The organism is Mycobacterium sp. TY815, assembly GCF_030755135.1.
Taxonomy (GTDB): Bacteria; Actinomycetota; Actinomycetes; order Mycobacteriales; family Mycobacteriaceae; genus Mycobacterium.
This window is the reverse complement of sequence record NZ_JAUFRX010000002.1, coordinates 89,648-114,016: the sequence shown is the minus strand read 5'-3', so window position 1 is coordinate 114,016 and position 24,369 is coordinate 89,648. Positions and strand designations below refer to the sequence as shown.

21 protein-coding genes, 2 tRNA genes and 1 pseudogene are annotated in these 24,369 nt (G+C 66.7%); 19 read left to right on the top strand and 5 right to left on the bottom strand.

Features of this window, described 5'->3' with window-relative positions; all coding sequences use genetic code 11:
* Positions 1-25 precede the first annotated feature (25 nt).
* Positions 26-1,588, bottom strand: a complete 1,563-nt coding sequence (locus tag QXK92_RS20280; RefSeq protein ID WP_306244656.1) for an alpha-amylase family glycosyl hydrolase — start codon at positions 1,586-1,588, stop codon at positions 26-28.
* Positions 1,588-1,983 (bottom strand): globin, encoded by a 396-nt coding sequence (locus QXK92_RS20275; protein ID WP_306244654.1) that lies wholly within the window; start codon positions 1,981-1,983, stop codon positions 1,588-1,590. Before QXK92_RS20275 ends, QXK92_RS20280 begins: the two co-directional genes overlap by 1 nt.
* A gap of 131 nt (positions 1,984-2,114) precedes the next feature.
* Between QXK92_RS20275 and QXK92_RS20270 the strand changes: the two genes are divergently transcribed.
* From QXK92_RS20270 to QXK92_RS20255, 4 genes are all read left to right on the top strand, one after another.
* Positions 2,115-2,762 (top strand): HNH endonuclease, encoded by a 648-nt coding sequence (locus tag QXK92_RS20270; RefSeq protein WP_306244652.1) that lies wholly within the window; start codon positions 2,115-2,117, stop codon positions 2,760-2,762.
* Positions 2,763-2,824: 62 nt separating this feature from the next.
* Complete coding sequence (locus QXK92_RS20265) at positions 2,825-3,043, top strand: hypothetical protein (protein WP_306246354.1); 219 nt, start codon at positions 2,825-2,827, stop codon at positions 3,041-3,043.
* A complete protein-coding gene (locus tag QXK92_RS20260; protein ID WP_306244651.1) occupies positions 3,030-3,497 on the top strand; it encodes a DUF5130 domain-containing protein in 468 nt (155 codons plus the stop codon). Before QXK92_RS20265 ends, QXK92_RS20260 begins: the two co-directional genes overlap by 14 nt.
* Before the next feature lie 167 nt (positions 3,498-3,664).
* The gene (locus QXK92_RS20255; protein ID WP_306244650.1) at positions 3,665-4,423 is read left to right on the top strand and encodes a hypothetical protein; all 759 of its coding nucleotides are present in this window, start codon (positions 3,665-3,667) and stop codon (positions 4,421-4,423) included.
* Here the strand turns inward: QXK92_RS20255 and pepN are convergent.
* Positions 4,414-6,996, bottom strand: a complete 2,583-nt coding sequence (pepN, locus tag QXK92_RS20250; protein ID WP_306244648.1) for an aminopeptidase N — start codon at positions 6,994-6,996, stop codon at positions 4,414-4,416. The two genes, QXK92_RS20255 and pepN, sit on opposite strands and share 10 nt — an antisense overlap.
* Before the next feature lie 109 nt (positions 6,997-7,105).
* On the opposite strand from pepN, the gene QXK92_RS20245 reads away from it, so the two are divergent.
* The 4 genes from QXK92_RS20245 to QXK92_RS20230 all read left to right on the top strand — a co-directional run bounded on the left by QXK92_RS20245 (position 7,106) and on the right by QXK92_RS20230 (position 9,675).
* Positions 7,106-7,729, top strand: a complete 624-nt coding sequence (locus QXK92_RS20245) for an Rv2466c family mycothiol-dependent reductase (protein WP_306244646.1) — start codon at positions 7,106-7,108, stop codon at positions 7,727-7,729.
* A 164-nt stretch (positions 7,730-7,893) separates the two neighbouring features.
* Positions 7,894-8,373: a ribose-5-phosphate isomerase gene (locus QXK92_RS20240; RefSeq protein ID WP_306244644.1), complete on the top strand. Its 480-nt coding sequence runs from the start codon at positions 7,894-7,896 to the stop codon at positions 8,371-8,373.
* Positions 8,374-8,379: 6 nt separating this feature from the next.
* On the top strand, positions 8,380-9,183 hold the full coding sequence (locus QXK92_RS20235) for an Fpg/Nei family DNA glycosylase (protein WP_306244643.1): 804 nt from the start codon (positions 8,380-8,382) through the stop codon (positions 9,181-9,183).
* A 159-nt stretch (positions 9,184-9,342) separates the two neighbouring features.
* Positions 9,343-9,675 (top strand): hypothetical protein, encoded by a 333-nt coding sequence (locus QXK92_RS20230; protein WP_306244642.1) that lies wholly within the window; start codon positions 9,343-9,345, stop codon positions 9,673-9,675.
* 51 nt (positions 9,676-9,726) lie between these two features.
* On the opposite strand, the gene QXK92_RS20225 is transcribed toward QXK92_RS20230, so the two are convergent.
* Both QXK92_RS20225 and QXK92_RS20220 read right to left on the bottom strand, forming a co-directional pair.
* A complete protein-coding gene (locus tag QXK92_RS20225; RefSeq protein WP_306244641.1) occupies positions 9,727-10,920 on the bottom strand; it encodes a serine hydrolase domain-containing protein in 1,194 nt (397 codons plus the stop codon).
* A 34-nt stretch (positions 10,921-10,954) separates the two neighbouring features.
* Positions 10,955-11,025: transfer RNA gene (locus tag QXK92_RS20220), tRNA-Gly, on the bottom strand.
* 142 nt (positions 11,026-11,167) lie between these two features.
* Between QXK92_RS20220 and QXK92_RS20215 the strand changes: the two genes are divergently transcribed.
* The 11 genes and pseudogenes from QXK92_RS20215 to QXK92_RS20165 all read left to right on the top strand — a co-directional run bounded on the left by QXK92_RS20215 (position 11,168) and on the right by QXK92_RS20165 (position 24,176).
* Positions 11,168-11,244, top strand: a tRNA-Pro gene (locus QXK92_RS20215).
* A 52-nt stretch (positions 11,245-11,296) separates the two neighbouring features.
* Positions 11,297-12,616: pseudogene (gene tig, locus QXK92_RS20210) on the top strand (trigger factor); the annotation flags it as partial.
* Between the two features lie 404 nt (positions 12,617-13,020).
* The gene (locus tag QXK92_RS20205) at positions 13,021-13,611 is read left to right on the top strand and encodes an ATP-dependent Clp protease proteolytic subunit (RefSeq protein ID WP_065137444.1); all 591 of its coding nucleotides are present in this window, start codon (positions 13,021-13,023) and stop codon (positions 13,609-13,611) included.
* Between the two features lie 5 nt (positions 13,612-13,616).
* Positions 13,617-14,252 carry an ATP-dependent CLP protease proteolytic subunit ClpP2 gene (gene clpP2, locus QXK92_RS20200; protein WP_306246350.1) on the top strand — a complete coding sequence of 212 codons (636 nt, stop codon included), beginning with the start codon at positions 13,617-13,619 and terminating at the stop codon, positions 14,250-14,252.
* Between the two features lie 397 nt (positions 14,253-14,649).
* Positions 14,650-15,930 carry an ATP-dependent Clp protease ATP-binding subunit ClpX gene (gene clpX, locus QXK92_RS20195; protein WP_306244639.1) on the top strand — a complete coding sequence of 427 codons (1,281 nt, stop codon included), beginning with the start codon at positions 14,650-14,652 and terminating at the stop codon, positions 15,928-15,930.
* 57 nt (positions 15,931-15,987) lie between these two features.
* Positions 15,988-17,241: an MFS transporter gene (locus tag QXK92_RS20190; protein WP_306244638.1), complete on the top strand. Its 1,254-nt coding sequence runs from the start codon at positions 15,988-15,990 to the stop codon at positions 17,239-17,241.
* 229 nt (positions 17,242-17,470) lie between these two features.
* A complete protein-coding gene (locus QXK92_RS20185; protein WP_306244636.1) occupies positions 17,471-19,417 on the top strand; it encodes a 2-oxoacid:acceptor oxidoreductase subunit alpha in 1,947 nt (648 codons plus the stop codon).
* Positions 19,418-19,454: 37 nt separating this feature from the next.
* Positions 19,455-20,543 (top strand): 2-oxoacid:ferredoxin oxidoreductase subunit beta, encoded by a 1,089-nt coding sequence (locus QXK92_RS20180; protein ID WP_371934571.1) that lies wholly within the window; start codon positions 19,455-19,457, stop codon positions 20,541-20,543.
* Positions 20,544-20,551: 8 nt separating this feature from the next.
* Positions 20,552-21,145: a molybdenum cofactor guanylyltransferase gene (gene mobA / locus QXK92_RS20175; RefSeq protein ID WP_371934570.1), complete on the top strand. Its 594-nt coding sequence runs from the start codon at positions 20,552-20,554 to the stop codon at positions 21,143-21,145.
* A 739-nt stretch (positions 21,146-21,884) separates the two neighbouring features.
* The gene (locus QXK92_RS20170) at positions 21,885-22,424 is read left to right on the top strand and encodes a transglycosylase family protein (RefSeq protein WP_306244633.1); all 540 of its coding nucleotides are present in this window, start codon (positions 21,885-21,887) and stop codon (positions 22,422-22,424) included.
* A gap of 300 nt (positions 22,425-22,724) precedes the next feature.
* Positions 22,725-24,176, top strand: coding sequence for a PPE family protein (locus QXK92_RS20165; protein ID WP_306244632.1), 1,452 nt, complete (start codon positions 22,725-22,727; stop codon positions 24,174-24,176).
* The last annotated feature ends 193 nt before the right edge of the window (positions 24,177-24,369 follow it).

Here is a 24,369-nt window from a genome sequence, read left to right as displayed (position 1 = left end):
TGCACCGCAGGCGGCCACCGGCAGCTCAGCGCAGCCAGACTGCCGTGTCCGGGGGTAGCAGGCCATCGTCCGGCGGCGCACTGGACAGGATCAGCTCACCGGCCGGCATCGTCACCGGACGATCGGTGGCGTTCAGAAAGCACACCAAGCTGCCACGCCGGAACTGCACCGTGCCCTGCGGACTGGGCAACCAGTCGAGCTCGTCGCCATCGAATTCCGCACGGCTCCTGCGTAATTCGAGTGCAGTTCGGAAGAAGGACAACGTCGAGGCGGGGTCGGCGGCTTGCTTCTCCACCGTCAGCGCCGCCCAGTCCGCCGGCATCGGCAACCAGGTGTCGGGGTTGCTGGAGAAGCCGAACGGGGGAGCCTCGCCCGACCAGGGCAGCGGAACCCGGCACCGGTCGCGGCCGCGCTCGGTGTGGCCCGAGCGTTCCCACGTCGGGTCCTGCAGCACCTCGTCGGGCAGGTCCACGTCGGGCAGACCCAGCTCTTCACCGTTGTAGAGGAACACCGCACCGGGCAGCGCGAGCATCAGCATCAGCATCGCCTTCGCCCGGCGTAGCCCGGTCTCACCGCCGCCGTAGCGGGTGACCTCGCGGCCCACGTCGTGATTGGACAGGGTCCAGGTCGGGGTCGCGTTCTCCAGTGCCGCGGCCTCCAGCGAGTTCTGGATGGCCACGCGGATCTCCTCGGCATCGAATTCGGTGCGGGTGAGCCGGAAGTTGAAGCCCAGGTGCAGTTCGTCGGAGCGCACGTACTGAGCCCACTGCGCGTTGTCGTGCACCCACACCTCGCCGACGGTGACCGCTGCGGGGTAGTTGTCCATGACGGCGCGGATGTCGCGGTGGATCGCGTGCACATGCGGCCGGTTGAATCGCGGATCGTCATCGGTGTGGCGCAGGATCTCGACGTTCGCGTCGGGCGCATCCGGCAGGCCCGGCGGCTTGGCCATGCCGTGCGCGACGTCGATGCGGAATCCGTCCACGCCGCGTTCCAGCCAGAACCGCAGCGTCTTCTCGAAGTCGTCGAAGATCTCCGGGTTGTCCCAGTTGAGGTCGGGCTGTTCGGTGTCGAACAGGTGCAGGTACCACTGGCCGGGGGTGCCGTCCGGCTCGGTCACCCGGGTCCACGCCGGGCCGCCGAACACCGATTCCCAGTTGTTGGGTGGCAGCGTGCCGCCCGGCCCGCGCCCGTCGCGGAAGTAGTAGCGGTCGCGCTCAGCGCTGCCCGGCCCGGCGGCCAGCGCGTCCTGGAACCACGGATGTTGCGAGCTGGAGTGGTTGGGCACCACGTCCATGGTGACCTTGATGCCGCGTGCGTGCGCCGCGGTGATCAGCCGCTCGAAAGCCGCGGTTCCCCCGAACAAGGGGTCGATGTCGCGCGGGTCGGCGACGTCATAGCCATGGTCGGCCATGGGTGAGACGGTGACCGGGTTGAGCCAGATCCCGTCCACGCCGAGCTTCTCGAGATGGTCCAGCCGGTCGGCCAGGCCGTCGAGGTCGCCGACGCCGTCGCCGTCGCTGTCGGCGAAGGAGCGCGGATAGACCTGATAGAACACCGCGGACTGCCACCAGAGGTCCTCGCCCATCAGAAGGCCGCGTTGACGAGGGAGTGGGCGGCCATTTCCAGGTACTGCAGCAACTGACGGCGGTGTTCGTCGTCCAGGGTCTGGGAATCGACGGAGGCGACCGCGGTGTGCATGCAGCGCAGCCACGCATCCCGCTCGATGGGCGTGATCCGGAAAGGCATGTGCCGCATCCGCAGCCGGGGATGGCCGCGGCGGTCCGAATACGTCCGCGGGCCGCCCCAGTACTGCTCGAGGAACATCCGCAGCCGCTCCTCGGCGCCGGTCAGGTCCTCTTCGGGGTACAGGGGTCGCAGTATCTCGTCCTCGGCGACCTGCTCGTAGAAGCGGGCAACGATCGCCTCGAAGGTCTCGGCGCCGCCGACGGCGTCGTAGAACGATTCAGGTGTTTCATCCATCGCGCTCCATTGTGGTCCACCGCCGGGCGGGCCCGCGATCGCTCCTGGTGTTCACCGGATTGACACGGCGTGGCTGTGACAATTGGCGTGCGATCGGCAGCAAATCGTGGTGGACTGTCGGCGGAGGATTTATGGCGCAGCGCAAACAACGCCGCAGCCACCGAGGTTCCGGTGCCGCGGCAAACGGGACCGGGCCTGCGACCACGTCGTGTCTGCACAGCATCGAAACCCATCCCCCCAATCGCTCGGAAACCGCGTCAATCTGGAGCCGCCGTCGGGTGCTGCTGCTGAACTCCACCTACGAGCCGCTGACCGCATTGCCGATGCGGCGCGCCATCGTGATGGTCATCTGCGGTAAAGCCGACGTGGTGCACGACGACCCGAGCGCGGCCGTCATCCACTCCGCGACCCGCTCGATCGCGGTGCCGTCGGTGATCCAGCTGCGTTCCTTCGTCCGGGTGCCCTACCGCGCCCGCGTGCCGATGACCCGGGCCGCGCTGATGCACCGCGACCGCTTCTGCTGCGCCTATTGCGGGGCCAAGGCCGACACCGTCGACCACGTCGTCCCGCGCAGCCGCGGCGGCGACCACTCCTGGGAGAACTGCGTCGCGTGCTGTTCGACGTGCAACCACCGCAAGGGGGACAAGCTGCTGGCCGAGCTGGGCTGGTCGCTGCGCCGCACCCCGCTGCCGCCCACCGGGCAGCACTGGCGGCTGCTGTCCACCGTCAAGGAGCTCGACCCGTCGTGGGCCCGGTACCTGGGCGAGGGCGCGGCCTGAATTAGTGGGGTCTAACCTCGCCGGTCGAACCCGTCGTGGGATACGGTTTGCGCGTGAGCGCAATGGAGATTCACCTCATCTTTATCGGCATCCCTTTCGGGCTGGCGATCGTCCTCGGGCTGATCTTCCTGACCCGCAAGAGCCCGCACCCCGCGACCTACGACCTGTCCCAGAAGTGGACCCACGACCCCATCCTGTGGGCCGCCACCGATGAGGCCGTCGGCGGTCACGGGCACGGATCAGAGTTCACAGTTGGAGGTGGCGCAAGTGGCACATGGTGAAGTCGCGACGATTGACCCGGCGGACCTGCCCCGCGGGTCGGTTCTCACCACCAGCGGACGGGTTTCCGGTGTCACCGAGCCCGGTGAGCTCTCGGTGCACTACCCGTTCCCGATCAACGACCTGGTCGCCGTCGACGATGCGCTGAAGTACGCATCCCGGGCGTCCAAGGCGCGGTTCGCCGTGTATCTCGGCGACCTGGGCGCGGACACGGCGGCACGGGCGCGCGAGATCCTGGCCAGGGTGCCGACGCCCAACAACGCGGTGCTGCTCGCGGTATCGCCCGACCAGAGCGCCATCGAGGTGGTCTACGGCTCGGAGGTACGGGGCCGTGGCGCCGAGTCGGCGGCTCCGCTCGGTGTCGCCGCCGCCTCGTCCGCTTTCGAGCAGGGCAACCTGATCGACGGCCTGGTCAGCGCCATCCGGGTGCTCAGCGCGGGGATCTCGCCGGCTTAGTGGCAGGTGAGGCGCCGCGCGCCGGTCATCATGCGCGGGCCGACCGTGCATGCGCCGGACTTGCATGCGCCGGCCGTGCATGCGCCGGCCGTGAAACCACGGCGAAATTTCGCGCCGATTTTCGCCCTGAGTCCGCGCTCGGCGCGGCCTAGGGGTTTGCGCACGACGTGACCCCGTACGAGCGCGCGCTGCGGCGGGCGGATCTGCTGACCGGCCCGCCGCCGACGGGATATCTGAGCAGATGGCTCGACAATGCCGCGCGCCGGTCGGTCGAGCCGGACGTCGTGGTCGGCGTCGCGGGCACCGGTCTTGCCGGCTCCCTGCATCTCCTGCAGGGATGCGAGGAGATCACCGACCGGCACGGCAAGTCGTACTTTCTGCTGCCACGGGATGCCACCGGAGCGGATGCGCGGATGGCGGTGCTGCTGGCCTACGTCGTCAACGCGGGTACTGACTACGCAGCGGGCGACTTCGCGGAAACGCCGTACTCCGCCGCCGAGGTGTTGCGGATCATGGACCGCCAGCGTGCCAACGGCTGGAGCTATGACCGCGACGTCCGGTTCGTCCACCGCAACGGCGGCCGGCTGGCCGCTACTCCGCACGGCATCCTGATGGGGTTGGGCGGCAACTGGATTCAGCGGCTGTTCAGTCAACGGGGTGGCACCACCTGGGGTGACATCTTCCTGGTGAACACCCCCCGCGTCGACGATCCCGCCCAGGTGCTGCGCGACATCGTCAGCTCGCGCGGCGCCCTCGACCTGGACCGGCTGCTGCACCACGAGGAGGTGCACAGCGCACAGTGGGCCGCGCTGGGCTACGCCGGCATGCTCCGGGCCTACGGCTGGGAGTTGCTGCGCGAGTTGGTCTTTCGCAAGACGAACCGGTTGGAGCTGGCGGCCGGCCTGCGCGACGGTGGCTACCTGTGATCGCCGGCGTCGAACGTGCGGGCGCGCAGCGACCGCTTGACCGCGGCCTGGCCTTCCAGGACGAGCCGACGCAGCGACGGCGGCACGTCGGGATCGGCCAGGAACGAGTCGGCGGCCGCGATGGCCTCTTCGCTGATGTCCCAGTAGGGGTACAGGCCGATCACCACCGACTGCGCAACCTCGCTGGAGCGTCGTTCCCACACACCCGGGATCGCCTCGAAGTAGCGCGCGGTGAACGGCTTGAGCAGCTCGCCCTGCCCCGGCGCGCCAATTCCCCCGATGATGGCGCGTGCTGTCGCATTGGCCAGGGTGTCGTCCTCGACGACCGTGGTGAAGGCGTTCTCCTTGACCTTGAGTTGCGGCCGCGCCGCCTTCGCCTGAGCGGCCTGCCGCCGGCCGGCCGCGGTGCGGTCCTGCTCCGCTTCGGCGTCGATGCGCGGCGACTCCGGCCCGTCGGCATCGATCGCGCCGGCGGTCGCCAGCGCGATCACAATGCGCCAGCGCAGGTCGGTGTCGACGTCCAGGCCCGGCAGTCCCTGCCCGGCCGGATCGCCGTCGAGCAGCGCCGCCAGCACCTCGACGTGGCGCGGTGACAACACCGACGTGCACAACGCATTGACGAAGGCGAGTTGGTGGTCGGAGCCGGACTCCGCGTCGCGCGCCAACTCCAGCAGCCGGTCGGCGAACTGCGGCCAGCCGTGTTCACGGGCCCAGCCCGGCTCGGCGTAGGACCCGACCGCCGTCTGCGCCTGCATCAGCAGCCGCTGCAGCACCGTGACCGCGGTTTCGGCGTGAATGCCGCCTTCCACCAGCGACACGAAGTCGCGGGCGCGCAGTTCGGCCTCACGCGTCATCTCCCAGGCCGCCGACCATGCCAGCGAACGGGGCAGTGGCTCGGCGATATCAGCGATGCGCTCCAGCACGGTCCGCAGCGAGTCCGGGTCCAGGCGCAGTGAGCAGTACGTTAGGTCGTCGTCGTTGACCAGGATCAGCTTGCCGCGCGAAACACCAACCAGCGCAGGCACATCGGTGTTCGGGCCGTCGACGTCCAGCTCTTCGCGATGGACCCGGACCAGCTTGCCGGAACCATCGTCGTCGTAGATCCCGACGGCAACCCGGTGCACCCTCGTCTCGCCCGCACCCGGCGCCGCACCACTCTGCGTCACCGCGAAGCGGGTGAACTTCCCGTCGCCGTCGACATCGAAATCCGCACGCAAGGTGTTGAGCCCGGTGGTTTTCAGCCACTGCCGGCCCCAGTCCGACAGGTCGCGCCCCGACGCCTTCTCCAGCGCGGAGATCAGGTCGCTGAAGGTGGCATTGCCGAATGCGTGGCTGCGGAAGTAGTCCCGCAGGCCGGCCAGGAAATGATCCAGGCCCACGTAGGCGACCAGTTGCTTGAGCACCGAAGCGCCCTTGGCATAGGTGATTCCGTCGAAGTTGACCTCGACCGCGTGCAGGTCCGGAATGTCTGCGGCGATCGGGTGCGTCGACGGCATCTGGTCCTGCCGGTAGGCCCACGACTTCTCCACCGTCGCAAAGGTCGTCCACGCTTCGGTGTATTCGGTGGATTCGGCCTGGCACAGCACCGAGGCGAAGGTGGCGAAAGATTCGTTGAGCCACAGGTCATCCCACCATGTCATGGTGACCAGGTCGCCGAACCACATGTGCGCCATCTCGTGCAGCACCGTCTCGGCGCGCCGCTCGTACGAGGCGCGGGTGACCTTGCTGCGGAAGACGTAGTCCTCCAGGAACGTCACAGCGCCGGCGTTTTCCATTGCGCCCGCGTTGAATTCGGGGACAAACAGCTGGTCGTACTTGCCGAACGCATACGGCATGCCGAAGTTGTTGTGGTAGAAGCCGAATCCCTGTTTGGTTTCGGTGAACAACCGCTCGGCGTCCATGTACGGCGCCAGCGAATTGCGGCAGTAGATGCCCAGCGGGATCTCGCCGTGCTCGTCGCTGTAGGAGTCGTTCCACACGGCGTAGGGCCCCGCGATCAGCGCCACCAGGTAGGTGCTCATCCGCGGCGTGGTGGCGAAGGTGTGGACGCCGTTTTCGACGCTGATCGGCGCGCCGTTGGACACCACCTTCCAGTGCGCCGGGGCCGTCACCGTGAGGTCGAAGGTGGCCTTGAGGTCCGGCTGGTCGAAGCACGCGAACATCCGCTTGGCGTCGGCGGTTTCGAACTGCGAGTACAGGTAGGTCTCGTCGTCGACCGGGTCGACGAAGCGGTGCAGGCCTTCGCCGGTGTTGGAGTAGCGGCAGTCGGCGTCGACCACGACGACGTTGCGGTCGGCCAGTCCCTGCAGCGCGATACCCGTGGACTCGTCGTAGCCCGAGACGTCGAGCTCCTGCCCGTTCAGGCTGGCGCTGTGGATGCGGTCCGCGGCGATGTCGATGACCGTGTCAGCGCCCGCGAGCGCGTCGAACACCACGGTGGTGGTGGATCGGAAGGTGCGTTCGCCCGGCGCGCCCGACCCGTCGGTGACGTCGAGGTTGATCTGGTAACTGTGCACGGTGATCAGTGCGGCGCGTTCGACCGCCTGATCCCGGGTGAGGTTGGGAAGGGCCACGCGCTCCAACATATCGGCCGCCGCGGCGAGCAGCGCGGCGGGAACAGTCCCGGCGGAGCTACGGTTGTGTCTGAGCGGTTACCCGATTGTCGACGAGAGGACCGCAGCAATGTCCGAGAACGCCCCCTCGAAAAACCGAGCAGACTTCTGGTTCGACCCGCTGTGTCCGTGGTGCTGGATCACCTCCCGCTGGATTCTGGAAGTGGAGAAGGTCCGCGACATCGAGGTGAATTTCCACGTGATGAGCCTTGCGGTGCTCAACGAGAACCGTGACGACCTGCCGGAGGAGTACAAGGAGATGATGGCCAAGGCGTGGGGGCCGGTCCGGGTCGCGATCGCCGCCGAGCAGGCCCACGGCGCCAAGGTGCTCGACCCGCTGTACACCGCGATGGGCACCCGGATTCACAACGAGGGCAACAAAGACCTCGAGGACGTTGTCAAGCTTGCGCTGGCCGACGCGGGCCTGCCCGCCGAGCTCGCCGAGGCGGCCACCAGCACGGAGTACGACGACGCGCTGCGCAAGAGCCACCACGCCGGGATGGATGCCGTGGGGCCAGACGTCGGCACCCCGACCATCCACGTCAACGGGGTGGCGTTCTTCGGGCCGGTGATCTCGAAGATTCCGCGCGGTGAGGAAGCAGGCAAGCTGTGGGACGCCTCGGTGACGTTCGCGTCCTACCCGCACTTCTTCGAACTCAAGCGGACGCGCACCGAGCCGCCCCAGTTCGACTAGCCCGGCGATCGCAAGCGCGGCGTAGCCGTGTGCAGCGGGTCGCCGTGTTCGGGCCGCTCGACTGTGAACCGTGCGACACGACACGCCGCGGTTGCGTCGCACGGTTCACTTTCGGCACGAGCCAGTGCGGGGACCGGGTCCCCGCTGATGCAGAATGTCCTCCCATGCGCGTCTACCTGGGTGCTGACCATGCCGGCTTCGAGCTCAAGCAACAGATCATCGAGCATCTGCAGAAGACCGGGCACGAGCCGATCGACTGCGGCGCCTTCAGCTACGACGCCGAGGACGACTACCCGGCGTTCTGCATCGCCGCGGCCGAGCGCACCGTCGCCGACCCGGACAGCCTGGGCATCGTGCTGGGCGGTTCGGGCAACGGCGAACAGATCGCGGCCAATAAGGTGCCGGGCGCGCGGTGCGCTTTGGCCTGGAGTGTCCAGACCGCGTCGCTGGCCCGCGAACACAACAACGCGCAGCTGATCGGCATCGGCGGCCGGATGCACAGCCTCGATGAGGCGCTGGCCATCGTCGATGCGTTCCTGGCCACGCCGTGGTCGAAAGCCGAACGCCACCAACGTCGTATCGACATCCTCGCCGAGTACGAACGCACCCACCAGGCGCCGCCGGTGCCCGGCGCGCAGAACTGAGAGCCCGTGCCCGAAGGCCACACGCTGCACCGGCTGGCCCGGTTACATCAGAAGCGGTTCGCCGGCGCACCGGTGTCGGTGTCCAGTCCGCAGGGCCGCTTCACCGATGCCGCGGCGGTGGACGGCGCGGTGCTCCGCCGTTCCAGCGCCTGGGGTAAGCACCTGTTCCATCACTACGACGGCGGCCGGGTGGTGCATGTCCATCTGGGGCTCTACGGCGCCTTCACCGAGTGGAAACGGCCCGTCGGCGAGCCGGTTCCGGAACCCGTGGGCCAGGTGCGGATGCGCATGGTGGGCGCCGAGTACGGCACCGATCTTCGTGGCGCCACGGTGTGCGAGCTCATCGACGTCGGCCAGGTCGACGAGGTGATCGCCCGCCTCGGGCCCGACCCGTTGCGGCCCGACGCCGACCCGGCCTGGCCGTGGACGCGAATCTCGAAGTCGCGCAGGCCGATTGGCGCCCTGCTGATGGACCAGAGCGTGATGGCCGGAGTCGGCAACGTCTACCGCAGCGAGCTGCTGTTCCGCCATCACATCGACCCGTACCGGCCCGGTCAGAAGATCTCCGAAACGGAGTTCGCGGACGCCTGGACCGATCTGGTGGCGTTGATGAAGGTCGGGCTGCGCCGCGGCAAGATCGTCGTCGTCCGTCCCGAACACGACCACGGCGCACCGTCGTACGCGCCCGGACGTCCGCGCACGTACGTGTACCGGCGTGCGGGCGACCCGTGCCGGGTGTGCGGCGAAACCGTCCGCACTGCGGTACTCGAAGGCCGCAATGTGTTCTGGTGCCCGAGCTGTCAGACGTGACGCCCTGACGCTGACGGTGAATTCCGCGACGCGGCCCGACAGGACACCGTCGGGGCATTCACTTTCGACGCGGGGGAGATCTTCAGCTTCGCTACAGGTTCGGCGGGTAACCGTGGTGCCATGAAAACTTCATTACGGTTAGCTGCAACAACTTTGGCGATGACAGCGGGTCTGGGCATGTTCGGGCTAGGGGTCGCGGCCGGCGCGCAGGCGCAGCCCGGCCCGCAGCCGCAGTGGTGCCCCGGCGACTTCTGGGACCCGGGCTGGGGAGACAACTGGGACAACTTCGCCTGCCACGACAACTGGCGTGGCGCCGGCCCCAATCCGCATCCCGGTGGTCCGGGTCTGGGCGCTCCGGGCAACCCCGGCGGACCGGGTGGACCCGGCGGACCGGGTGGGCCCGGCGGACCGGGTGGGCCCGGCCAGGGTGGACCTGGGGGACCGGGTGGTCCCGGGCAAGGCGGACCGGGCGGGCCCGGCGGCCCGCGATAACCCCATCAGAACGAGGACACACCCTGCCGTTCGGCAGGGTGTGTTTTCGTCTCAGTCGACCGTGACTCCGAGCGCGCGGTACACCTCATTGCTCAGGGCGACACTGCGCGGGTCGGCGTTGGCCTTGCTGGCATCGAACCGGTTGGACACGTAGCCGTAGCCGATCCGGTGCTCCAGGTCGACGAAGGCAAACGATCCGCCCAGCCCGCCGTGGCCGAACATTCTCGGGTTGGGACCGTTGATGCACCGCTGATTGAGCATGTAGCCCAGGCCCCAGCCGTGGTCGGCCACCCGCGGACCCAGCACCAGGTCGGGCTCGAACCCGCCCTGGCACACGCGGACCCGGTCCATGTGTTCGCGGCTGAGCAACTTCTCCTGAGCCAGCGCGTTGTAGAACGTCGCCATCCCCAGGGCCGACACCTGGGCATTGGTGCCGGGGAACTCCAGCTGGCGCCACAGGTAGAGGTTTTCGGTGTCCAGGTCGTCGTCGGCCAGGAAACCCATCGAGATCGACATCCCGGCCTTCGGGTGGTCGGCCAGGCTGGTCGGGTCGCTGGGGGCCTGCAGTTCGGCCAGCAGCTGACGGCCGGTCGGCTTGTTCACCCGCTCGGCACAGCGCAGTTGTTCGGCCGGGGTCAGGCCGATGTGGATCTCGGCGCCGATCGGTCCGGCGATCTCGGTCCGCAGATACTGGCCGATGGTGCGTCCGGTGACCCGCCGGAAGACCTCGCCGAGAATGAACCCGAACGTGGTCATGTGATAACCCTGCGCCGTACCCGGCTCCCACCAGGGCTCGGCAACCTCCAGTTGCCGGCAGACGTAGTCCCAGTCGCAGAGTTGCTCGGTGGTCACCCGGGTGCGGGGGCCGATCACGCCAGAGCGGTGGCTCATCACCATCGCCAGCGTGATGTCTTCCTTGCCGGCCTGGCCGAACTCAGGCCAGTACCGCGAGATCGGAGCGTCCAGGTCCAGCTGGCCCCGGTCGGCGAGCTGGTGGATGCAGGTGGATGTCAGGCCCTTGGTGCCGGACAGCACCGTGGTCAGGGTGTCTTCCCGCCACGGGCGGGTCGCGGCGGCGTCGGCGTGACCACCCCACAGATTGACGACGAGATTGCCGTCGACCCAGACGGCGACCGCCGCGCCGACTTCTTCGCGCAGCACGAAATTCCGCTCGAACGCGTCGCGCACTCCGGCGAAGTCCGACGCGCACGAGCCGTGAACGCTGACGCTTGTGACGTCGCTCATGGCGCCTTTCTGGTCGAGCAGAGCCTGAGCTCAGAGCGGGCGACGGGAATCGAACCCGCGTAGCTAGTTTGGAAGACTAGGGCTCTACCATTGAGCTACGCCCGCAAGTATTAGTCGAGCGAGACTGTACGTGGTGGTGGAGATCAAATCTAATCGACGCGGTCATGTGACCGTTCCGTGAGCTGTCACGTCCCCGGAGGTCTCTGCGGGCCCGGCGCTGCCGGGCCGTAGGATCGCGTGGTCAGCGCGGGGTGTAGCGCAGCTTGGTAGCGCATCCGCTTTGGGAGCGGAAGGCCGCAGGTTCAAATCCTGTCACCCCGACCAGACCACCCGGCGCACCCGCCGCACGCACACACGACACACCGAGGAGCACGCCGTGAAGAGCACCGTGACGCAGTTGAGCCCGACCAGGGTTCGCATCAACGTGGAGGTGCCGTTCCCCGAGCTTGAACCCGATTTTCAGCGGGCCTACAAGGAGCTGGCCAAGCAGGTTCGGCTGCCCGGATTCCGGCCCGGCAAGGCGCCGGCCCGCCTGCTCGAGGCGCGATTCGGCCGCGAGGCCCTGCTGGACCAGGTCATCGAGGACGCCGTGCCCAGCCGGTACGGCCAGGCGCTCACCGAATCCGACGTGCAGCCGATCGGTCGGCCGAACATCCAGGTGACCCACAAGGAGTATGGCGAGGAACTGCAGTTCTTCGCCGAGGTCGACGTCCGCCCCAAGCTGGAGATCCCCGACCTGGACGCGCTGAGCGTCTCGGTCGACCCGGTGGAGGTCAGCGATGACGAGGTGGATGCCGAGCTGCAGTCGTTGCGGGCCCGGTTCGGCACCCTGACCGGAGTGGACCGGCCGGTGCAGACCGGTGACTTCGTCTCGATCGACCTCTCCGCGACCGTCGACGGTGAAGACGTGCCCGGTGCCGCCGCCGAGGGGCTGTCGCACGAGGTGGGGTCCGGCCGGCTGATCGCGGGTCTGGACGACGCGCTGGTGGGCCTCGCCGTCGATGAGTCGAAGGTGTTCACCGCCAAGCTCGCGACCGGCGAGCACGCCGGGCAGGAGGCCGAGGTCACCGTCACGGTCAAGTCGATCAAGGAACGGGAACTGCCCGAACCCGACGATGAGTTCGCCCAGCTCGCCAGTGAGTTCGACACCATCGACGAGTTGCGCGAGAGCCTCGGCGAGCAGGTGCGCCGCACCAAGCGCGCTCAGCAGGCCGACCAGATCCGCAACGCCGCGCTGGACACCCTGCTGGAGCAGGTCGACGTACCGGTGCCGGACGCGATCGTGCGCTCCCAGATCGAGGAGACCCTGCAGGCCGCGATGAGCGGTCTGAACCAGGACCAGTCCAAGTTCAACGAGGTGCTCGAACAGCAGGGATCCTCGCGCGCGGAGTTCGACGCCGAAGCGCGGTCGGCCGCCGAGAACAACGTCAAGCGCCAGCTGCTGCTCGACGCGATCGCCGACGAGCTGGACGTCCAGGTCGGACAGGAAGACCTGACGGAGCGCCTGGTGCTGACGTCGCGGCAGTACGGCATCGAGCCGCAGCAGCTGTTCGCCTACCTGCAGGAGAACAACCAGCTCGCCGCCATGTTTGCCGACGTCCGGCGCGGCCTGGCCGTGGCAGCGGTGATCGAGAAGGCCACTGTCACCGACACCGACGGCAACGCCATCGACACCAGCGAGTTCTTCGGCAAGCGGCACGCGGACCACGACCATGACCATGACCACGACCACGATCATGACCACGATCACGATCATGACCACGATCACGATCATGACCACGATGAGGTCGACGAGGCCGAGGTCGAACCGGCCGCCGAAGCTCCCGCAGCAGCGGAAGCGGTAGCCGAGGCTCCGGCCGAAGCTGCCGCCGCCTCGGAAGCCGCCGCAGCAGCCCCCGCAGCAGCCCCCGCCGAAGCCGAGGACAAGCCGAAGAAGAAGGCCAAGAAAGCCAAGAAAGCCGACGCCGACGAGGCCGATGAACCCACCGCATGACGCTGTGAGCGAACGCGCCCGTTTCAGGGGGTCAAAGGGCGGGTCCGGTTGGTTAGTGTCGGTGCAACAAGCTATTCGAGAAAGCAGGTACTTCAGTCGTGACTGACATGCGTGGGAACTCGGTGGGTCTCAACCTCACGGACTCCGTCTATGAGCGCTTGCTCTCCGAGCGCATCATCTTCCTGGGGTCGGAGGTGAACGACGAGGTCGCCAACCGGCTGTGTGCGCAGATTCTGCTGCTCGCCGCCGAGGACAGCGACAAAGACATCAACCTCTACATCAACTCCCCGGGTGGATCGATCAGCGCGGGGATGGCCATCTACGACACCATGGTCCTGGCGCCCTGCGACATCGCCACCTACGCGATGGGCATGGCCGCGTCGATGGGGGAGTTCCTGTTGGCGGCCGGTACCAAGGGCAAGCGCTACGCTCTGCCGCACGCCCGCATCCTGATGCACCAGCCGTTGGGCGGAGTGACGGGCAGCGCGGCCGACATCGCCATCCAGGCCGAGCAGTTCGCCGTCATCAAAAAGGAGATGTTCCGGCTCAACGCCGAGTTCACCGGCCAGTCGATCGAGCGCATCGAGGCCGACTCCGACCGTGACCGTTGGTTCACCGCACCCGAAGCGCTGGAATACGGCTTCGTCGACCACATCATCACTCGCGCCGCCCACATCAGTAACGGAGAAGCCCAGTGAACCCTTTGAACCCGCTCACCCAGCCGCAGGCGCGCTACATCCTGCCGTCGTTCATCGAACACTCCAGCTTCGGCGTCAAAGAGTCGAACCCGTACAACAAGCTGTTCGAGGAGCGCATCATCTTCCTCGGCGTGCAGGTTGACGACGCGTCGGCGAACGACATCATGGCCCAGTTGCTGGTGCTGGAGTCGCTGGATCCCGACCGCGACATCACCATGTACATCAATTCGCCGGGTGGTGGCTTCACCTCGCTGATGGCCATCTACGACACCATGCAGTACGTGCGGGCCGACATTCAGACGGTGTGTCTGGGTCAGGCCGCCTCGGCCGCCGCGGTCCTGCTGGCCGCCGGCACCCCGGGCAAGCGCATGGCGCTGCCGAACGCGCGGGTGCTGATCCACCAGCCGTCGCTGTCGGGCGTCATCCAGGGACAGTTCTCCGACCTGGAGATCCAGGCCGCCGAGATCGAGCGGATGCGCACCCTGATGGAGACGACGCTGGCTCGTCACACCGGCAAGGACGCCGCGACGGTGCGCAAGGACACCGACCGGGACAAGATCCTCACCGCCGAGGACGCTAAGGAGTACGGGATCATCGACACTGTCCTCGAGTACCGGAAGCTGTCCGCGCAGAACGCCTGACGGCTCCCGCCCGCCGGGCTGGGGGCACCCCCGCTGGCGAGCAGACGCAAAATCGCCCCGGAACGCGCGTTCCGGGGCGATTTCGCGTCTGCTCGCGGGTCAGCGTCGCGGTAGGGTAAGTGCCTGGGGGGCCGCTGCCCAGCTGACCCGCCAGCGTCGGTGGCGTAACGACCGCGACACGCCAGAGACACGTAAAGCGCGTCTCGGCGAGTAGCGGACGTCGTCGGAGGATATGTTGCATTCACACGAGAAGTACGCATCGCAGTGAGTACCAGCAAATACCAAGGGAGCTATTCGGCGTTATCGGTCGCGACGGGCCGGAACAAACGGGTAGCGTCGTGGGATACACGCAGCAGGCAAGACGAACGGCGACACAGGAAGTAGGCCCTGAGGCATCATGGCGCGCATTGGAGACGGCGGTGACTTGCTGAAGTGCTCGTTCTGCGGAAAGAGTCAAAAGCAGGTCAAGAAACTCATTGCGGGTCCCGGGGTGTACATCTGCGATGAGTGCATCGACCTGTGCAACGAGATCATCGAAGAGGAGCTCGCCGACGCCGACGACGTGAAGCTCGATGAGCTGCCCAAGCCCATCGAGATCCGGGACTTCCTCGAGGGTTACGTCATCGGACAGGACACCGCCAAGCGGACCCTGGCAGTCGCCGTCTACAACCACTACAAGCGCATCCAGGCCGGCGAGAAGGGCCGCGACTCCCGGCACGAGCCGGTCGAGCTGACCAAATCCAACATCCTGATGCTCGGCCCGACGGGCTGCGGCAAGACCTATCTGGCCCAGACGCTGGCCAAGATGCTCAACGTGCCGTTCGCCATCGCCGACGCCACCGCGCTGACCGAGGCCGGTTATGTCGGCGAGGACGTCGAGAACATTCTGCTCAAGCTCATCCAAGCCGCCGACTACGACGTCAAGCGCGCCGAGACCGGCATCATCTACATCGACGAGGTCGACAAGATCGCGCGCAAGAGCGAGAACCCGTCGATTACCCGCGACGTCTCCGGTGAGGGCGTTCAGCAGGCGCTGCTGAAGATCCTGGAAGGCACCCAGGCCTCGGTCCCCCCGCAGGGCGGTCGCAAGCACCCGCACCAGGAGTTCATCCAGATCGACACCACCAACGTGCTGTTCATCGTGGCGGGCGCGTTCGCTGGCCTGGAGAAGATCATCTACGAGCGGGTCGGCAAGCGGGGCCTGGGCTTCGGCGCCGAGGTCCGCTCGAAGGCCGAGATCGACACCACCGACCACTTCGCCGAAGTGATGCCCGAGGACCTGATCAAGTTCGGCTTGATCCCCGAGTTCATCGGACGCCTCCCGGTCGTCGCCTCGGTCACCAACCTCGACAAGGAATCACTGGTCAAGATCCTGTCGGAGCCGAAGAACGCTCTGGTCAAGCAGTACACCCGGCTGTTCGAGATGGACGGCGTGGAGCTGGAGTTCGCCGAGGACGCGCTGGAAGCGATTGCCGACCAGGCGATCCACCGCGGCACCGGTGCGCGTGGCCTGCGCGCCATCATGGAGGAAGTTCTGTTGCCGGTGATGTACGACATCCCCAGCCGCGACGACGTCGCCAAGGTGGTCGTCACCAAGGAAACGGTGCAGGACAACGTGCTGCCGACGATCGTTCCGCGCAAGCCGTCTCGATCTGAGCGCCGCGACAAGAGCGCCTGAGAACTACCGCTCTGCGAAGCCGGCATGACGCCCGGCGAAATCGGGTAACTAGCATGCGTGCCCGGTGACGCTGTTTCGCGGCGCTTGGTGCGCTCGCTGGATCTGCTGAATCTTCTGCTCGCCGATGTTCGTGACGGACTGGGTCCCTACCTGTCGATTTATCTGCTGATCACCCACCACTGGGATCAGGAATCGATCGGCTTTGTGATGGCCGTCGGCGGCGTCGGCGCCATCGTTGCGCAGGCGCCGGTTGGGGCTCTCGTCGACCGGACGACAGCCAAGCGGGGCCTGATCATCGTCGGCGCGCTCGTCGTCACCGCCGGCTCGCTGGCTATGCCGCTGTTTCCGCGCCTCTACCCGATCGCGTTCCTGCAAGTCGTCACCGGCATGGCCGGCTCGATCTTCGCGCCGGCCCTGGCCGCCATCACGCTCGGTGTGGTGGGGCCGCGGTTCTTCGCCCGCCGCGTCGGGCGCAACGAGTCGTTCAACCACGCCGGCAACGCCGCGGCCGCGGCGGTCACCGGCGGGCTGGCCTATTTCTTCGGCCCGGCGGTGGTGTTCTGGGTGCTGGCCGCCATGGCGGCCGGAAGCGTGGCGGCGACCCTGTCGATCCCCAGAGATGCGATCGACCACGAGGTAGCCCGGGGCATGGACCACCCGCCGGGCAGTCAGCCCCACCACATGCAGCCGGTGACCGCGTTGCTGCGCAACCGGAGGCTGGTGACGTTCGCGGTCGCGGTGGTGGCCTTCCACTTCGCCAACGCGGCGATGCTGCCGCTGGTCGGGCAGCTGCTGGCACTGCACAACAAAGACGTGGGAACCGCGCTGATGGCGGTGTGCATCGTCGCCGCGCAACTGGTGATGGTGCCCGTCGCCTATCTGGCCGGCGCCAAGGCCGACACCTGGGGCCGCAAACCCCTCTTCCTCGCCGGCTTCGCCGTGCTCACCGCGCGCGGTTTCCTGTACACGTTGTCGGACAACTCGTACTGGCTGGTGGGCGTGCAACTGCTGGACGGGGTGGGGGCCGGGGTCTTCGGGGCGCTCTTCCCCCTCGTCGTCCAGGACGTGACGCACGGGACCGGCCGGTTCAACGTCAGCCTCGGCGGCGTCACTGCGGCGATGGGAATCGGTGCCGCGGTGTCGAACTATGTGGCCGGCGCCATCGTCGTCGCCGCCGGCTACCACGCCGCGTTCCTGTCGCTGGGGGCCATCGCGGGTGCGGGCTTTGCTCTCTATCTGATCGCGATGCCCGAAACCGGCCGCCAAACGGTGCCCGAGACCCGGCCCGACGCCGCCACGCCGATAACGTGACCAACACCACAGTTTTGTTACAGCTGGTCGCCGCCGTCACCCTGACATCGGCTTTTACCTGCATACTCGCCGGTAACAAGCTTAAGAGTACGGTCATACACCCTTAGAGAAGTGTCATAATTGGTACCGCCAGTGACATCAAACGTGACAGCGGAGAAGGCACTTCGGCGCGCGTAATCTGGAGCTGCAGCGGAGTGCCTGTCCGGATACCAAGTTGGAAGGCGGAGACGTGAATCCGAACGGCAACGGCGCCGGGGAAGAGTCTCAGAATGGGTCCAGTCGGACGCGACTCGAAAACGTCGTCATCCGATTTGCGGGGGACTCCGGCGACGGCATGCAGTTGACCGGTGACCGATTCACCTCGGAGGCGGCACTTTTCGGCAACGACCTGGCCACGCAACCCAACTATCCGGCCGAGATCCGCGCTCCCGCAGGCACTCTGCCCGGCGTCTCGTCTTTCCAGATCCAGATCGCCGACTACGACATCCTGACCGCCGGTGACCGGCCCGACGTCCTGGTGGCCATGAACCCCGCCGCGTTGAAAGCCAACATCGGTGACTTGCCGCGCGGCGGAATGGTGATCGCCAATTCCGACGAGTTCACCAAACGCAATCTCACCAAAGTGGGCTATGTAACCAATCCCCTGGAGTCCGACGAACTCGAAGAATACGTCGTGCACGCGGTGCCGATGACGACGCTGACCCTTGGGGCCGTCGAATCGATCGGCGCTACGAAGAAGGACGGCCAGCGGGCCAAGAACATGTTCGCCCTGGGCCTGTTGTCGTGGATGTACGGTCGCCCGGTCCAGACGAGCGAGACGTTCATCAGGGAGAAGTTCGCCCGCAAGCCCGACATCGCCGAGGCCAACGTGCTGGCGCTGAAGGCGGGCTGGAACTACGGCGAAACCACCGAAGCCTTCGGTACCACCTACGAGGTCTCCAAGGCGTCGTTGCCGGCCGGCGAATACCGGCAGATCTCCGGCAATACCGCACTGGCCTACGGCATCGTCGCGGCCGGCCATCTCGCCAACAAGCAGGTGGTGCTCGGCAGCTACCCGATCACCCCGGCGTCGGACATCCTGCACGAGCTGTCCAAGCACAAGAACTTCAACATCATCACTTTCCAGGCCGAGGACGAGATCGGCGGCATCTGCGCCGCCATCGGCGCCTCCTACGGGGGCGCGCTCGGTGTTACGAGCACCTCGGGCCCGGGCATCTCGCTGAAGTCTGAAGCGATGGGTCTGGCGGTGATGACCGAGCTTCCGCTGATCGTCATCGATGTTCAGCGCGGCGGACCCTCCACCGGTCTGCCCACCAAGACCGAGCAGGCCGACCTGCTGCAGGCGCTGTTCGGCCGCAACGGCGAATCGCCGGTGGCGGTGCTGGCGCCGCGGTCGCCCTCCGACTGCTTCGACACGGCGCTGGAGGCGGTTCGGATCGCGGTGTCGTATCACACCCCGGTGATCGTGCTTTCCGACGGCGCCATCGCCAACGGCTCCGAGCCGTGGGCGATTCCGGACGTGAGCTCGCTCAAGCCGATCAAGCACATCTTCGCCAAACCGGGCGAGCCTTTCGAGCCGTACGCCCGGCACCGCGACACCCTCGCCCGCCAGTTCGCGGTGCCCGGCACCCCCGGCCTCGAGCACCGCATCGGTGGACTGGAAGCGGCCAACGGCTCCGGGGACATCTCGTACGACCCCACCAACCACGACCTGATGGTCCGCATCCGTAAGGCCAAGATCGACGGAATCAGCGTCCCGGACCTCGAAGTCGACGACCCAACCGGTGACGCCGAACTGCTGCTGCTCGGCTGGGGGAGTTCCTACGGCCCCATCGGCGAAGCTTGTCGTCGCGCCCGCCGCAGGGGCACCAAGGTGGCGCACGCCCACTTGCGGTACCTGAACCCGTTCCCGGCGAACCTGGGTGATGTGTTGCACCGCTATCCCAAAGTGGTGTGCCCGGAGATGAACATGGGCCAGCTCGCAATGTTGTTGCGCGCCAAGTACCTGGTCGACGTGAAGTCGGTGACCAAGGTCAAGGGTGTCTCGTTCCTGGCCGACGAGATAGGACGATTCATTCGGGCGGCGCTGGCCGGCAGGTTGAACGAGCTCGAGCAGGACAAGACCATCATCGCCAGATTGTCGGCGGCCCATGTCGAAGAAGGGGTCAGCGCATGACGGGTCGATGCGAAGCGATGAGGAGGACGCGGCGCTCATGACTAGCCTGATCGGCTCTGACCTTGGGGTAACCCCCAAAGTGACGAAGAACGACGGCGTGCCCAGGCTGTCTGACGAAGACCAGCCGCAGAAGGGCAAGGACTTCACCAGCGACCAGGAGGTGCGCTGGTGCCCGGGTTGCGGTGACTACGTCATCCTCAACACCATCCGCAACTTCCTGCCCGAACTCGGTTTGCGCCGCGAGAACATCGTTTTCATCAGTGGTATCGGTTGCTCGAGCCGGTTTCCGTACTACTTGGAGACCTACGGATTCCACTCGATCCACGGCCGCGCGCCGGCCATCGCCACCGGCCTGGCGCTGGCGCGCGAGGACCTCTCCGTCTGGGTGGTCACCGGCGACGGCGACGCGTTGTCGATCGGCGGCAACCACCTCATTCACACGCTGCGCCGCAACGTGAACATCACCATCCTGTTGTTCAACAACCGGATCTACGGCTTGACCAAGGGCCAGTACTCGCCGACCTCCGAGGTCGGCAAGGTCACCAAGTCGACGCCGATGGGTTCGCTGGACCACCCGTTCAACCCGGTGTCGCTGGCGCTTGGTGCGGAGGCGACATTCGTTGGCCGCGCGCTGGATTCCGACCGTGCCGGACTGACGGAGGTGCTGCGGGCCGCGGCCCAGCATCGTGGTGCCGCGCTCGTCGAGATCATGCAGGACTGCCCGATCTTCAACGACGGCTCGTTCGACGCGCTGCGTAAAGAGGGCTCCGAAGAGCGGGTGATCAAGGTGCGCCACGGGGAGCCGATCGTGTTCGGCGCCAACGGCGAGTACTGCGTGGTGAAGTCCGGCTTCGGTCTTGATGTGGCCAAGACGGCCGATGTGGCCGAAGGCGAGATCGTCGTGCACGACGCCCACGCCGACGATTCGGCGTACGCGTTCGCGTTGTCGCGCTTGTCCGATCAGAACCTCGACCACATGGTGATGGGCATCTTCCGCGACATCAGCCGACCCACCTACGACGACGCTGCCCGCTCGCAGGTAGAGTCCGCCCAGAATTCGATCCCATCGGATGAAGCCGCGCTGCAGTCGCTGCTGCGCGGACGTGATACCTGGACCGTGGACTGAGGTGGCGAGTGGCTGAAGACGTCTCACTGGCCGGCGTCGTGGTCGCCGGCGGCGAATCGCGCCGGATGGGCCGTGACAAGGCCACCCTGCCATTGCCCGACGGGTCGGGCACGATGGTGGAGCGCGTGGTTGACGTTGTGTCGCAACGCTGTTCGCCGGTATATGTGATGGCCGCGCCGGGACAACCGCTACCCGCGCTGTCGGTTCAGATCCTGCGCGACGAGGTGCGCGGACTGGGTCCGTTGCCGGCAACCGGACGCGGCCTGCGGGCCGCCGCGGCGGCCGGAGCGCGTTACGCGTTCGTCGCAGCGGTCGACATGCCTTCGCTGACAGTCGATTTGATCGAAGAGCTGTTCCGCCTCGCGGTCGAGACCAACGCCGAGGTGGTGATGCCGTGGGACGGACGCAGTCACTACCTGGCCGCGGTCTACCGCACGGATCTCGCCGACCGCATCGATGCCCTGGTGGCGGCCGGCGCGCGCAAGATGAGTGACCTGATCGACGCATCAGACGCCCAGCAGATCGTGCTGAGCGACTCCGACGCGCTCACCAACGTCAACACGGTGGACGATCTGCGGACCCCGGTACGTCCGGGACGTTGACCGCACCCTCCGTCGCTCTGCATTAACCCCGCGCGGCCGGCGTCTCTCGTTGGCAATGCTGCTGCGCTGCGGCCGTTTTCGTAGCGCAGCGGCGCGACATGCGCGAAACATGGCGTACTCAAAGAATTTTCACCACAAACTCAGTAGGGCGATGGATTCGGCGGCGGTGCAACATGGCACGAAAGGTATTGTGACGCCGGGCATTCGACCTGATGATTGTGGGCCACGTCACCCGCGCCGCGTTATCGATCCGTTTTGCTCGGCGTGCGTAATATAGCGAAATCCGGTGGCCCAGCTCACAATATGCGCGTGATAAGGCTCACGAATGTGCCGCAGCCACGACTAATTGGTCACCCCTCGAATTAGCCGATTGACCTGCGTCGATCGCGCCCACGGCGGCGTCGTGATCGGCTCGTTATCGGTCCGGTATACCCATTCGGACGAGGTGACGAATCCAAATCGTTATCGTACGGTCCTTTTAGCCCAAAAATGGGCACCGAAAATAACCGGAAAATTGAATCCACGGACCCGCGTGTGAGCGGATGTGGGAGACGGCAGCCGAAACGGCCGCCGCCCCGCGGGCGCCGGCCAGTGGCCGCGCCGGGCAGATCAAGCCCTCTGCTGTCGTGCCGAAACGAGACGGCACGCCATGAAGCATCTCAGCGTCGTTGACGCACAAGCAACACCCAACCCACAGCTGTGGGCTGGCTTCATCGCGCGCGCAGCGAAAGGAAGATTGTTGAAGAACGTCCGCAAGACGCTCATTGTCGCCGCGATTACCGGGACCCTCGTGACCGTGCCGACCACCGGCATCGCTCATGCGGATGTCCAGGGCGTGGACCCCAATGTCGCTCCCGGCTTCGACCCGGGCCTGCCGGCCCCGGACGCGCCGCCGGCCCCGGAGCTCGCGGGCTTCGACCCCAACCTGCCGGCCCCTGACGCCGCGCCGGCTCCCGACGCGCCGCCGGCGCCGGAGCCCGCCGGCTTCGACCCGGCCCCTGCCGCGCCGCCGGTTGACGAGGTCCCGGCTCCTGCCCCGGTCCGGGCCTACAGCGTGAACTGGGACGCGATCGCGCAGTGCGAGTCCGGTGGCAACTGGGCGATCAGCACCGGCAACGGCTACTCCGGTGGCCTGCAGTTCACCGCCAGCACCTGGCACGCCAACGGTGGCTCGGGTAGCGCGGCCAGCGCCAGCCGTGAGGAGCAGATCCGCGTGGCGGAGAACGTGCTGCACTCGCAGGGCATCGGCGCGTGGCCGGTCTGCGGCCGCCGCGGCTGATCAGCTGAAAATCAAATAGGCGCTAACGCGCGCGACAGTGCCGGGCCCTCGGGCCCGGCACTTGTCGTTCCCCGGCCGATACCGCGACGGACGGGCATCGAAACTTAGGTTAGGTTTACTTAAAGAAAGACGTTGAAACCTGCGCATCCTGTGTAATACTGACTCCCGCAAATAAGGGTAGGTTTACCAAACTTGAAGGAGGCGCGGGAGGCACTCGCGGCTTCCTGTGCAGGTGCCAATGACAACTGGTAGTCCGTATTCGAACCGCTCCGCTCCTGTTCCACACGCGGGGGAGCCGAGGTGATCATCAACCCGGCGTGGATTGCCACACCCCCTGAAGTGCACTCGACTCTGCTCTCGACCGGCCCCGGTCCTGGCTCGCTCCTGGCCGCGGCTTCGGCATGGCATGCGCTCAGTGTCGAGTGCTGGTCGGCCGCCGCAGAGCTATCCGCGTTACTGGGCGTGGTGCAGGCGGGTGTGTGGGAAGGGCCCACCGCAGCGCAGTACGCGGCGGCGCACGGGCCGTTCTTGGCCTGGCTGTCCGACACCGGCGTCCGCAGCTCCGGCATTGCCGCACAGCACGGCACCGTTGGGGCTGCCTACTCCTCTGCGCTCGCCGCGATGCCGACACTCGCGGAGTTGGCGGCCAACCATGGCACCCATGCCGCGTTGCTCGCGACCAACTTCTTCGGCATCAACACGATCCCGATTGCCATAAACGAAGCGGACTACGTCCGCATGTGGATCCAGGCCGCCACGACAATGACCGTCTACCAGAGTGTTTCGACGGCCGCTTTGGTGGCGATCACACCCGCGCCGCCTGCGCCGACGATAGGCTCCGCGGAGGCTGCGCACTCCCCGCCCACCGATCCCGTCGAAGAGTTATTGGCGTGGTCAGAGCACTTCAGCAGCATGTATCGCGCTCTAAAAGGGCTGCTATCCGATCCTTTCGGCACGGTAGTGCAGTTAATCACGGACTTCGCGACCAGTCCCTCGACTGCCGTGGTCACCTGGCTTCCACTGATATACGTGTTCGCCTACGCGGCGACCTTCGCACTGATGGGGACGCCCCTCTATACCGCCTTTGCCGCCGCCACCGGCGCGATACCGCTGGCGTTGGGACTGTCTGCCCTGTACCAGGTCGCCGAGGTCCCGGTTGAGGTTCTGGCCGAGCTACCTGTCACCGCTGCGGAACAAGCGATCGTGCCGATCGCTGCTATCGCGCCGACTGCAGTAACGGCGGGTGCGCCTCCCGGACCGACTTCCCCGGGAGCATCGACTGCCCCCTCTGCACCGACTCCGACCTCGACGCCCGGTGCCACGGGAACTTTCGCCTACCTGATCGCTGGGCCGGGCCCCGGTTCCGACTTCGACCCCGTGCTGCGCGAAAAGGCAGTGGCGAGTGCGCCGGCTGCTGCGGTCCCCGCAGCGTCATCGGCCGCGGCGCTCAGTCGCAGCGCAACCAAAGCGCGTCGCCGTCGCCGAAGCGATCTGAAAGAACGCGGTTATCGCGACGAGTACCTCACCCTGGATGACATCCCTGACGTGCCAACTGAGCACGAGAGGAGCGTCACCGCATCGAACACGGCCGCCGGAACGGTCGGATTCGCCGACGCTGCAATTAAAGTCAACGCCAGGGATGCCACCGGTCTGGCCGTCGTCGCCGGTGACTCCTACGGAAGTGGCCCCAGTGTCCCTATGACGCCTGGTACGTGGGGCGCCGAGAGCTCCGACAGTGCGAGCGGCACGTGAAAACTGTTGTCTCCGGTCATGTCTCCGGCCACCGCAGTGCCGCGTTTGCGCCGGCAACCGGGAGCGACACCGCGCGGGCGAACGTGAAGAAGACCGCGGCAATATGCCCCGATCAGAGCAGGCCGAGTGTTCCCGTGCGACGGAAGGATGCAACCGCCTCAGCGGATCAGTTCTCCATCCGGGACCACCTGCC